The sequence below is a fragment of the Sphingomonas aerolata genome (assembly GCF_023935825.1).
GTDB lineage: Bacteria > Pseudomonadota > Alphaproteobacteria > Sphingomonadales > Sphingomonadaceae > Sphingomonas > Sphingomonas aerolata.
In genome coordinates this window covers 2,049,975-2,062,304 of sequence record NZ_CP098762.1, presented here as the reverse complement: position 1 = coordinate 2,062,304, position 12,330 = coordinate 2,049,975, and the positions used below count along the sequence as shown (strand labels likewise).

The 12,330-nt window shown below is 68.6% G+C and carries 8 protein-coding genes; all 8 read left to right on the top strand.

Features of this window, described 5'->3' with window-relative positions:
* Window positions 1–39 precede the first annotated feature (39 nt).
* The 8 genes from NEF64_RS09470 to pelF are packed head-to-tail and all read left to right on the top strand — an operon-like array spanning window position 40 to window position 12,309.
* Window positions 40–3,417 carry a M10 family metallopeptidase C-terminal domain-containing protein gene (locus NEF64_RS09470; RefSeq protein WP_235516474.1) on the top strand — a complete coding sequence of 1,126 codons (3,378 nt, stop codon included), beginning with the start codon at window positions 40–42 and terminating at the stop codon, window positions 3,415–3,417.
* A gap of 24 nt (window positions 3,418–3,441) precedes the next feature.
* Window positions 3,442–4,839 carry an exopolysaccharide Pel transporter PelG gene (gene pelG, locus NEF64_RS09465; protein WP_056408572.1) on the top strand — a complete coding sequence of 466 codons (1,398 nt, stop codon included), beginning with the start codon at window positions 3,442–3,444 and terminating at the stop codon, window positions 4,837–4,839.
* A 14-nt stretch (window positions 4,840–4,853) separates the two neighbouring features.
* Window positions 4,854–5,732 (top strand): glycoside hydrolase family 191 protein, encoded by an 879-nt coding sequence (locus NEF64_RS09460; RefSeq protein WP_051916347.1) that lies wholly within the window; start codon window positions 4,854–4,856, stop codon window positions 5,730–5,732.
* Window positions 5,729–7,456 (top strand): tetratricopeptide repeat protein, encoded by a 1,728-nt coding sequence (locus tag NEF64_RS09455; protein WP_252573666.1) that lies wholly within the window; start codon window positions 5,729–5,731, stop codon window positions 7,454–7,456. The genes NEF64_RS09460 and NEF64_RS09455 overlap by 4 nt, the downstream gene beginning before the upstream one ends.
* Complete coding sequence (locus NEF64_RS09450) at window positions 7,453–8,925, top strand: hypothetical protein (RefSeq protein ID WP_056408577.1); 1,473 nt, start codon at window positions 7,453–7,455, stop codon at window positions 8,923–8,925. Before NEF64_RS09455 ends, NEF64_RS09450 begins: the two co-directional genes overlap by 4 nt.
* Window positions 8,922–9,890, top strand: coding sequence for a hypothetical protein (locus NEF64_RS09445; protein ID WP_156360450.1), 969 nt, complete (start codon window positions 8,922–8,924; stop codon window positions 9,888–9,890). The genes NEF64_RS09450 and NEF64_RS09445 overlap by 4 nt, the downstream gene beginning before the upstream one ends.
* Window positions 9,887–10,801, top strand: a complete 915-nt coding sequence (locus NEF64_RS09440) for a hypothetical protein (RefSeq protein ID WP_056408582.1) — start codon at window positions 9,887–9,889, stop codon at window positions 10,799–10,801. Before NEF64_RS09445 ends, NEF64_RS09440 begins: the two co-directional genes overlap by 4 nt.
* On the top strand, window positions 10,798–12,309 hold the full coding sequence (pelF, locus tag NEF64_RS09435; RefSeq protein ID WP_235516477.1) for a GT4 family glycosyltransferase PelF: 1,512 nt from the start codon (window positions 10,798–10,800) through the stop codon (window positions 12,307–12,309). Before NEF64_RS09440 ends, pelF begins: the two co-directional genes overlap by 4 nt.
* Window positions 12,310–12,330 lie beyond the last annotated feature (21 nt).

Genomic DNA, 12,330 nt, shown 5'->3' with positions numbered 1-12,330 from the left:
GGACCGAAGCGGGGACGAAGAATGGCGAACGCAACACCTGTGATCGTTGATGGCACTCTGAACGACTGGACCGCAGGCGACCGCATCGACCGCGGCCTCGGTGCCGGCTACGCGATCTATGCCCGCAGCGACGGCGCGGATTTTGCCTTTGCGATGACCGCGCCGACCGCGATCGGCGCAAACACCACCGCCTGGCTCAACACCGATCGCAACGCGGCCACCGGCTATCAGGTGTTCGGGTTCGCAGGCGGTGCCGAATTCAACGTCAATTTCGCCGCCGACGGCACGGTCTCGCTGTACAGCGGCGCGGCGGGGCAGACGCTGATCGCCAGCGGCCTGCAGGCGGCGTGGTCGGCGGATCGCACCACCATCGAATTCAAGGTCCCCAAGGCGGCGATCGGCAATCCGAACGCGATCGACACGATCTACGACGTCAACGACACCGCGTTCCTGCCCGGCAGCTATTCGAACCCCGCGTTCACCGTGTTCAACGATACCGGCGTCGTCGCCGATCCCTCCCACCGCATCGCGATCGTGTGGTCCGATGCGACCGCCAACGCCTATTTCAGCAAGACCGCTTATTCGCAGCTGTTCATGGCGGCGCAGAGCCAGGCGATGCAGGCGGGCGTGCCGTTCGACATCCTGACCGAAGGCGATCTCACCAACCTGGCGACGCTCGCGAGATACGACACGATCGTCTTCCCGTCGTTCCGCAACGTCGAGGCGGGCAAGGCCGACCAGATTGCGCAGACGCTGGAACAGGCGACCACGCAATTCGGCATCGGTCTGGTCGCGGCGGGTGAGTTCATGACCAACGGCGCGGACAATGCCGCGCTGGCCGGCGACTCCTATTCGCGGATGAAGTTGCTGTTCGACGCGACGCGCGTGACCGGCGGCTTTCCGGCCGACGTGACCGTGAAGGCGAGCGATGCATCACAGCTGGTGCTCGACGGCTATGCCGACGGGCAGGTCATCCGCCAATATACCGGCATCGGCTGGAACGCGTTCACCAGCGTCAGCGGAACCGGCACGACGATCGCGACCGAGACGGTCAACGGCCAGACCTATGCGGCGGCGATCGCGACGCAGACCGGCGGGCGCAACGTGCTGTTCTCAAGCGAAGCGGTGATGGCCGACGACAATCTGCTCCAGAAGGCGATCGATTATTCGGTTTATGGCAACGGCCTGTCGGTCGGATTGCAGATGACGCGGCAGAGCGGCCTGTTCGCGTCGCGCGTCGACATGGACCAGAGCCAGGAGCGCGACGAGGTCAATCCGGCGGGGACCGCGCCTGGTATCTACGACAAGCTGCTGCCGATCCTCACCGAATGGAAGACCGACTATAATTTCGTCGGCAGCTATTACGTCAATGTCGGCAACGATGCCGCGAACGGTCAGACAACCGACTGGGCGGTCTCGCTGCCCGTCTACAAGGCGTTGCTCGATGCCGGCAACGAGGTCGGCTCGCACAGCTACACGCATCCCGAGAACACCAATCTGCTGACCGACGCGCAGATTGCGTTCGAGTTTGGCCAGTCGCGTGCCGAGCTGGAAAAGCAGCTGAGCGCGTATCTTGGCAAGACCGTGACGGTCGGCGGTGCCGCGGTACCGGGCGCGCCTGAGCAGATCGCGACGAGCCAGGAAATCCTGAAATACGTGACCTATCTCAGCGGCGGTTATTCGGGCGTCGGTGCGGGCTATCCCAACGCGGTCGGGTATATGACGCCGCAGAACGCCGCGGACGACAAGGTGTATATCGCGCCGAACACGTCGTTCGACTTTTCGCTGATCGAATTCCAGAAGAAGACCGTCGCCGAAGCCAGCGCCATCTGGGCCAAGGAGTTCGTCGCGCTGACCGCCGGTGGCGATGCGCCGGTCGTGGTGTGGCCGTGGCATGATTACGGCCCGACCATGTGGGCGAGCGATGGCGCGACCAGCCCGTACACCAAGCAGATGTTTACCAGCTTCATCGCGCAGGCCGCCGCGGCGGGGGTGGAGTTCGTGACGCTTGCCGATCTGGCAGGCCGGGTCAGCGCGTTCCAGAATGCGACGATCACCTCGACCGTCGTCGGCAACACGATCACCGCGACGGTCGGCGCGACGACGGGCAGCTTCTCGCTCGACGTCGACGGCCAGAGCAGCGGCCAAGTGATCAAGGGTGTCGCGGGCTGGTACGCCTATGACGCGGACACGGTGTTCCTGCCCAAGGCGGGCGGGACCTATGCGATCACGATGGGCGCGGTGGCGGACGACGTGACCCACATCACCGCGCTGCCGATGCGCGCGACGCTGACGACACTGAGCGGCGACGGCCGCGATCTGGCGTTCACGGTCGAGGGCGAGGGCAAGGTCACCGTCGATCTGAAGGCGCCCGGCACCGACTGGACGACGGTGAGCGGCGGGACAATCGCCAGCCAGATCGGCGAGATCCTGACCATCGACCTCAGCGCGATCGGCGTTCACGATGTGAAGATCGGTCATCAGGCCAATGTCGATCCGGTGCTGACGTCGTTCGCGGGCGGCACGACGGGATCGCTGTCGATCGCTGAGAACGGCACGGCACTGACGACGATCACCGCGACCGACGCCAACATCGTCTGGGGCGATTCGATCAAATATTCGATCGGTGCGGGCGGCGACGGCGCGAATTTCTCGATCGACGCGACGACGGGTGTGCTCAAGTTCGTCACCGCGCCCGATTTCGAGGCGCCCACCGATGCGAACCGCGACAATATATACGGCGTGACGGTGGTCGCGACCGACGCACGCGGCGCGATCGACACGCAGACGCTGACGATCGGCGTGACGGACGTGGTCGGCATCACGAAGACCGGGACGATATTTTCTGAGACGATCAACGGCACCAGCGAGCAGGATGTGCTCGACGGCAGCTGGGGTAATGACGTGCTCAACGGGCTCGGCGGCAACGACCGGCTCACCGGCGGGCTCGGCAGCGACACGCTCAACGGCGGCGCGGGCAACGACACGCTGATCGGCGGCAATGGCAGGGATGTCCTGAGCGGCGGCGACGGCAACGACATCCTGATCGGTGGCGACGACTTGGACATGATGACCGGCGGTGCCGGCGCGGACATCTTCCGGTTCGAGGCCAAGGGCGACAGCCTCGCATCGGCGTCGCGCGACGTGATCACCGACTTCACCGTCGGGCAGGACAAGATCGACCTGTCGATGATCGACGCCAACACGTCGCTGTTCGCGCGCGGCGATCAGGCGTTCAGCTTCATCGGCACGAGCGCGCGCTTCACCGCGCCGGGGCAGTTGCGCTACAGCTACCAGATGATCGGCGGGAAGGAATTCACCGTGGTCGAGGGCAATATCGACAGCGGTGCGGGCGCCGATTTCTCGATCGCGCTGGCCGGTCAACATGTGCTGACCGCGAACGATTTCTTCATGTAAGCTGCGCCATAGGCCGGCGAAGTTATGGCGGGCATAGGCTTCCAGTTAGCGAAAACCGCGCGCGAGGGCGGTGTCGGCGGAATCGTCGGCGCCGCTGCATTCGGCGCGGTGATCAGCGCGGGACCGTGGTTGATCACCGCGGTCGCGATGGCGTTGCTCACCCACTGGTTGGGTACGCATCTCGGCGCACGCGGCGCGCGGACCGTCCAGACGATCCTCGTCTATGCGTTCAGCCTGTCCGCGCTCGCCGCGGCGCCGGTCGGCATCCTCGCGACGCGGATCGCCGCGGATCGGATCTTCGCGCGGGACGCAGGCGGCGTATCGGGCATCATGCTGGTCGCGCTCGCGGCCGGCGGCGGTATCGCGCTGGCGATCGGGGCGGTCGTGTTCGGAGTCCTTGCCGGGCTTCCGCTCGGCGAGGCCGCGCTCGCGACGCTGATCCTCGCCTGGCTGACGCAGGTCTGGATCGCGGCACCCTTGCTCACCGCATTGCGGCGGTACCGCGCGATCCCGCTCGCCTATCTGCTCGGCATCGGCGTCGCGACGCTGCTGTTGGCGCTCCTGCCAAGGCCTGGCGTCTCTGCCGTTCTCGCGGTCATTGCCGGGGGCGTCGGCCTGACGCTCGCCGCGATCATGGCGGTGATCCGCCGACATTTCTCCGCCACGCCCGTTCTGCCGACGCGGGACGCGATGGCGCCGCGCCTCGCACTTATCGTTGCCGCGGCGGGCATTGCGGGGGTCGCGGCGATCTGGGTCGACAAATGGCTCCTGTGGACGGGGCCGCAGAGCATCCACGCGATCGGGCTGCTCCGGCTGAACCCGATCAACGATCAGGGCAGTTTTCTGGGGCTGTTGACGATGGTGCCGGGCCTGACGCTGTTGCTGATCGTTGTCGAGACGCGGTTCGATCGCGCGTTCGGCGACATGATCGTCCGGTGTACCGGCACCTCGACGCTGCAGCGTATCGAGGAGGCGCGCAGTGACCTGGCGCGGACGATGTTCGACGGGCTGCGGATCATGCTGCTCGTACAGGCCCTCGTCGCGGCGCTCGCCTGGGTGTTCGCGGTGCCGCTGTTCGAGCTGATCGGCGCGGACGCACGCGCGGTCTTCGCGTTTCGCCAGACCGCGCTCGGCACCGTCTTCCACCTCGTGGTGATCGCGGCCACGGTCGTGCTGGCCTATTACGACCTGTTCGGGCGGATCCTCGTGACCTGGACGGCTTTCGCCATCGGCAGCGGACTCGCGACGCTTCTCCAATGGGACACGGGGTTCGCCGCGTTCGGCTGGGGCTATATGGCCGGCGCCGTGGTCGGTGCGTCGGTCGGCCTCGCGCTGGTCGCCGAAGCCACGGTCAACCTCACCTATCTGCTGTTCGTCGGCAACAATCCCTCCGTCGTGGGGCATGGAGGACGTCTGTTGTGACGGGATTTACGGATATGCGCCGCCGCGGGGTCGTCCAGAGGCTGCTCGCGCTCGGCGCAGCCGGCTGGGCATTGGGCGGCCGCCACCAGTCGGCCGCTGCGCCCGGACCGTCCGCGAACGCTGGATTGCGCTGGGGTGTCGATTACGGGGCTGCGACCGATCCCGTGCTGGCACGCGGCTGCGCGTTGCTGGTCCTCGAGCCGCATCACGCGCGGCCGATCGCGTCGCTTCGTGGCCCGGGCAGCACGCTGCTCGGCTATGTCAGCTTCGGGGAAGTCGAGCGCAACCGACCCTATTTCGCCGGGCTGGAAAAGGCCGGCGCGCTCAAGGCCGCCAACCCCAACTGGCCCGACGCGCGGCTCGCCGACCTGCGTCATCCGGCGTGGCGGGCAGCGGTGATCGACCGGCTCGTCCCCGCGATCCTCGCGCTCGGCTATGACGGAATCTTCATCGATACGATGGATAATGCCGAGGCGATGGAACAGCAGGATCCGGTGGCCAACAAGGGCATGGTAGCAGCAGGCGTATCGCTGATCGCCGCCGTGCGCGCGCGCTTCCCCAAGATCCGCATCATGCTCAACCGCGGCTATGCGCTGCTGCCCGACGTGGCACCGAAAATCGACTATCTGCTCGGCGAGGCGATGGCATCGCGGTGGAATTTTGCGGCCAAACACTATGAGTTGCTGAGCGATTCGGATTGGGCCTGGCAAGCGGGTCGCCTGCGCACCGCACAGGCGCGGAACCCGGCGCTGTCGCTGATGACGCTGGATTACTGGGATCCGGCGGATACGAAACAGGTCGCGGCGCTGTATGCGCGAGAGCGCGCGGCGGGGTTCAGCCCCTATGTCGCGACCCTGGCGCTCGACCGCCTCATGCCGGAACCTGCCGGGTGAGGATCGACCGCCACCGCGCACGGCTTGCGCTCCTCCTGCCCGCGCTGACCGGGATCGGTCTGCTCGCGGGCGGGCTGATGCTGTTGCCGAAGGAGCGCGAGATCCTCCCCGCCGTTCGTCGCGCGCAGCCGGTGCCTTTTTTGGCCGCGCGCAGTTCGATTCCCGCTGGGCCGGTTGCGCCGCCGATGCTGCCGCCTGCGCATCCGTCGATCACGGCGCAGATCGCGACCGCGGACGCAGCGACGCTCGCCGCGCTCACGACGCGGCTGATCGCGGAGGGCCAGCCGGTGTCCACGTTGCAGGTCGCCTATGATCTGGTCGATGCGAAGCGACAGGCGGTTGCGCTCGATTATCTTGCCGCCCGGCCCGATGGTGCGACCGCAGCAACGTGGCGCCTCCGGATCGATCTTCTTCACCGGACCGGACGCGTCGCGAACGCTGCCGCGCTGGTCGCGCGGGCGGTGGAGCAGCGCGGCCCCCTGCCCGCCGCGGACATCGTCGCGGCGGCCTATGCGATCGATCGCCCCGACTTGGTGATCGTGGCGGCGGCGAACCACGTCATCCCGCCGCCCGATACCGCGCTGGCGCTGGATCTCGCGCGGCGGGCTGACAAGGCCGGGCGGCGCGATCTGATCGCGTTGCTCGACACCACGACGACCGCGAACTGGCGCGCCGCAGACCCCTGGCTCGCCATCCGGGTTGCGGCGCGTTCCAGGGATACCGCGGCAGGCTTGCGGGCGGCAGGCTACCTCCCCGTCGAGCAACGCCAGGCGGCGCGCGAGGCCATCCTGACCGAAGCGGGCGACCGCGCCGGTCTGCGGACCGAGTTGCTCGCACATGCGGCCGCGCCCGGTGCGGCGCTCGAGCCGATTGCGGAGCGGCTGGTAGCGGCCGGGTATCGCGGGGATGCGACGGCGGTGCTGCGGCGTGCGGCGGCCAGGCTGGCGCCGACTGCGCCGGCCGCACAGCGCTTGCTCTACCTGATGGGTCCGCGCCCCGGATCCGAAGATCTTGCCTGGCTGAAACAGCGGAGCCTGCAAGGCAGCGCAACCTGGCAGCGCAGCTGGCTGGCCTGCTATGCCGAACGCGATCAACCGGGCGCGGCGCTGGTGTTCCTGTCCCGGCATCCGCTCGCGGACGAGACCGACGTGATGCTGATGCGGCTGTCGCTGGCACGCACGGCGAGCAACGACGCCGCCGGTCGGACGGTGCTGGCGGCCTTGCTCGACGGCCGCGCGCTATCCCCCGATCAGGTCCGCGCCGTGTCCGCTGCGGCGCCCGCGCGGATCGATCCGGCACAGGCGGCGACGATCACGAAACGCCGTGTCGCGGCCGGGATTGCCGCGCCGCGCGATCAGCTCGATCTCGCCTGGGTGGCGTGGAACGCGGGCGATGCGAAGGCTGCGGGACAATGGCTCGACGCGCATCTTGCGACCGCCCCGACCGATCTGCCCGCGCTGCGGTTGATGGCCGACGTTCAGGCGCGGATCGGTGGCGTGCGGGGGGCACGCCCCTGGCTTGAACGCGCGCTCGCCCAGACGCCCGCCGACAGCAGGGCGCGCGCGGAAGTGCTCGAGAAGCTCGGGCGTCGGGCGGAGGCAGTGAAATTGGTCGAGACGCTGCGATCCGAAACGCCGCAGGACCGATCGCTCGCCGCGCTGCACGCCCGGCTGCTGATCACGCAGGGCCAGCCGGGCCGGGCGCGGACGGTGCTGGCGCAGTGATCATCCTGTTTTTCTGCCTCGCGGATGCGCCGGTGCTGACCATACCCCGGACCGTCTTTGCGGATGGCCGGATCGTCACGTCCGAGTCCCGGCTCGCCTGGCCCGACGACGCCGTCGTCCGGATCGAGGATCGTGACGGCGAACTGGTCGCGCGGTTCGATCGACCGATCGCGCCCGCACGGCTCGCCGCGTTCCGCGAGTCGGCGGGCGACGCTATCGGCGATCTGCGCTGGAACGACGACAGCCTGGTCCTCCGTCCCGCGGCGGGCTGGACGATGCGCTGGCGGCAGACGGGCCCGGTCGTCGCGCTAGCCTTCTCTCCGCCCGCGGACGGCGCGCTGCTCGAGGCTACCGACGACAGCGCATCCGACGCCGCACTGGCCGCAATCGAGGCGGACGTGGCCGCCGGCTATCCGGGATCGGCCCTGCGCGCCGCGACAAGGCTGGCACAGCGCTATCCGGCCGACCGACGCGCCGCCCGCCTGCTCGCCGACACGCGTCTCGCCCAAGGCGACGTGCGCGGCGCGGCCCGCGCGTACCGCGCGCTCGCGGCGGACGACCTGACCGCACGGCGTACGATCGCCGCCGCAGCCGGAACCGCCAGCATCGGCGTCACCGCGCGCGACGGCAGCGACCTCGCGCAGACAGAGTTCGCCGCGCGGATCGACGCAGCGGTCGGCGACACGCTCGACGTGGGAGGCGGCGTTCGCCATCTCGTCAGCAGCGTGGGCACCGCCGCGCCGACCGTGCGATCCGGCGACACCGTCGTCGACGCGTCACTAGCCGCGGCGTTCGACGGCGCGGCTCGCATCCAGCTCTTCGCCTCCGCCGCGCTCGACGATGCGGTGACGGGGGGCGGTGCCAGGATCACGGCAGGGGCCGCCGACGCGCAGTTCCGCGCGACCGTAACCCGCCACATGCCCGACTATTCGACCCCGGCGCAGGTGCTGGCGGGAGGATATCTTTCGCGCGCGCTGATCGGCGTCACCTACCGCCTGACGCCGGGCGTGGTCGCGCAAGGGGATATCGGCGCCTACCGGTACGGCCTCGCAACCGGTAGTGGTGCAAGCGACACCATCGTCGCAAACGCCGGGGTGGATTATCTCATTCGCCGCCAGTTCCCGGCGCTCGGGCTGACCTACCGCTTCGACGCGGAATATGTTCAGCGTATGCAGCTTGGCGCAGACCGCCTTGCCGTCATCCCGCTGGCCACCCGCGAGAACCACACCATCCAAGGCCTCGCCAGTGGCGCGGTCGGCGCGGTGCAGATGACGGCGTTGGCGGGTTGGACCGTCGATCGGTTCGGCGGTGATGGCCCCACCGCCAGCCTGGGTCTCGCCGCCCCGATCGCAGTCGCGTGGCGGGTCGAGGGCAGCGGCGGCATCACGTCGATCGCGCGGCAGGGGTTTGCAGGTCGGCAGCTCTATGCGCGCGCGCTGCTGACACGCAGCCTCGGGGATACGCAGTGACGCACGACGGCGCTGCGCCAAAATGGCAGGGCCGGTGGCGACGCCCCTTGCGGATCGCGCTGGAGATCGCCCTCACCTTCGCCGCGCTGGCGGCGCTCGACTGGTGGCTGACGGGCGAAACCGGCTTCACGCGCGTTCAGCCCAACCCCTATTGGCTGCCGGTACTGGTGATGGCGCTCGCCTATGGCACCGGCCCCGGCGTCGTCGCCGCCGCGATCGCGTCGGGGCTATGGCTCGCGCATGTCCACGACGACACGGGCGCGCGCGACTATCTCGATCATCTGTTCCATCTGTCGCTCCAGCCATTGATGTGGTTCGTCGCCGCCGGAGTCATCGGCGAAGTGACGATCATGCGGACCGCGCGGCACGATCGGCTGGAAAAGCGCGGCGGGGTCGCGACGCGGAACCTGGCGCGGCTGACCGAGGCGTTTGCCGCGCTGTCTCGGACCAACCGACTGCTTCAGGTGCAGATCGCGACCGAGGCACATACGGTCGGCCATGCGATCGAGACGGCAGCGAGACTCTGTTCGCAGGACCTGGCTGAACGACGTGGCGCGATCGGGGAACTGATCGCGCTTGCCGCACGAACCCCCGACTTCACCTGCTACCGCATGACCGGGGACGAGGCGCGCGCATGGATCCGCGGGCCGGTCACCGCGGGACGACGCGACACTCTGCCAGGTCCCCTGATGGAGCGGATGGCACGGTCGCAGGGGATGCTGCACGTCGCGAGGCGCAGCGATAGGATCGTGCTCGATGGTATCGGCATTGCCGCGATCGCCCTCCCTGATCCGAAGACCGGCGAACCTGTCGGGTGCCTGGTCCTGCACGCGCTGCCGTTCGAGACGCTGAACGCGAGCCGTACCGCCGAACTGACCGAGATCGCCGCCTGGCTGACGCCGCTGCTCGCCGATACGCTGCACGCAACGCAGCGGCCGGTCAGGGCCGCCGGGCTGGTCGCGTGATCCGCCGCCTCACTGCGCTCGCGCTGCTGGAGATGGTCGTCCTGACGGCATGCTGGCTTTCCGAACTTGCGGCCGGCTGGGCGCTTGCAGTCCATGCCGTGGCTAGCGGAATTGGACTCACTTTGTGGCTCCGCAGCGGTGCGGCGGCCGGTTTTGCGGCGGCGATGCTCGGTGTGATGGGCCCGCTTGGCCTGCTTGTTGCCCTGCCCCTCGCGCGCTCGGTGAGACCTGCCGCACACCGGACCGACGACGAGATGTTCGGCCCTGTTGCCGGGCGTTCCGCACAGCGCGGCGCGCGTCTCGCGGTCGCACGCATGCTCGACGGGCGGGTTCATCATGCCACCCCCGATACGCTGAGCTCGCTCGTCACGATCATGCGTCACGGCGCGGTCGCCGAGCGGCGGCGGGCACTGGAGACCGTGGTGCGGTCCTTCGAGCCCGCGCTGTCGCCGCTCATCGCGTTGGCGCTGACCGATAGCGACCAGACGATCCGTGCGCTTGCGGCGGCCGCGTCGGCGCGGGTCGCGGAAAATCTGGTGCTCGCCCGTGCACGGCTGTCGGCCCGCGTTGCCGATGGCGGCGATCCGGACGCTGCGACCAATCTGGCGCGGCTGCTCGGGGATCACGCGCGTTCGGACGTGCTGCTGTCCGACTCGCAGCGCCTCCACCTGCGCGAGGACGCGGTTGCGACGATGGCCGCTGCAGTATCTGACGGGGCGGACGAACGGCATGCGGACACGCGCGATGCGTTGATGATCGAGGCGTTCTGGGCTACGGGCGATTATGACGCGATCGACTGGATGGCGACCGCGATCCAGGCCTCGGTGGACCAGACCGATGCTCCGACCGGCGCGAACGACCGCGGCGCATCGACGCTGGCGAACTGGTGGCTGACGGGTGCTGTGGCATGATCCCATTGTCCGCCCTGGCCGAAACTTCCCGACACGCGCCGCTCGACATGCCGGACGCCGACATCTGCCTGATCGTCGAGGGCGCCTATCCCTATGTGATCGGCGGCGTATCCGGCTGGCTGCAGGATCTGATCACGCATCTGCCCGACGTCCGGTTCGTGATCGCCGCGATCAAGCCGGGTGCGGGGCTGCTCGCGTTCCAGCTCGCCCCGCCGCCCAACGTCGTCGCGGTCGTCGAAATCGGTCTGGCGCCCGCGCCGGCGATGCCGCGCGCGATCCCGGATCGGATCGCGGTGCCGATCGCCGACGCGCTGGTCGCGTTCGTCGCGACCGGTGGCGCGGCGCGGCTGGCGACGCTGATCGACGTGATCGGCGGCATCGCGCGACCGCTTGCCCCCGGTGACATCCTGTCGCACCCGGCCGTCTTCGCACGGCTCAGGCGCCATTATCAGGCGATGCTGCCCAAGGCCTCGTTCCACCATTATTTCTGGGCGATGCGCGTGCTGCTCGGCGGGTTGCTCGCGGTGCTGACCGCGCCCTTGCCGCGCGCGAAAGCGTATCACACGATCTCGACCGGCTTCGCAGGCCTGCTCGCCGCCCGCGCCGCGCGCGAGACCGGGCGCCCGGCGTTCATCACCGAACACGGCATCTACCTGCTCGAACGCCAGATCGAGGTGATGATGGCGGACTGGATCGGCGATCAGGTCGACACCGGGCTCGAGCTCGAACGCAGCGTGCGTGATCTGCGCGACCTCTGGGTTCGAGCCTTCACCAGCTATGCGACCGCCTGCTATGACAGCTGCGACCCGATCGTGGCGCTGTACGGCGAGAATACGGCGGTCCAGCGCCGGCTGGGTGCCGCCGCCGACCGGGTTCGCGTCATTCCCAACGGGATCGATTCGAAGCGGTTCGCCGCACTCCCCGACCAGCGCGATCCGGCACACCCGCTGGTCGCATTGCTCGGCCGCGTGGTCCCGATCAAGGACGTGAAGACGTTCATCCGCGCCGCCGCGATCGCGCATGCCGAACGTCCCGACATCCGCTTCGTCGTGCTCGGCCCCGAAGACGAAGACCCGGAATACGCCGCAGAATGCTCGCGGCTGGTCGAGGATCTGGATCTGTCGCCGGTCTTCCACTTCGCGGGGCGCGTGCGGATCGAGGACTGGATGGCGAAGATCGACCTGCTCGTGCTCACCAGCCTGTCCGAAGCGCAACCGCTGGTAATCCTGGAAGGGGGCGCCTGCGGGATTCCCGTGGTCGCGCCCGACGTCGGCAGCTGCCGCGAGATGATCGAGGGACGCGGCGGCGCGGACTCGGGCCATGGCGGCATCATCACCCCGCTGGTCAACCCGGCAGCGACCGCGGCGGGGATCCTCGCGATCGCGGGCGATCCGGCAATGCGATTGGCAATGGGCGAAACCATGCGCGAACGCGTCCGCCGCGACTATGATCACGACACGATCATCGGGGCCTATGCAGAACTCTACAAAACCCTGATCGAGCGGTAGCCGACGCGAGTAGGCCGGATC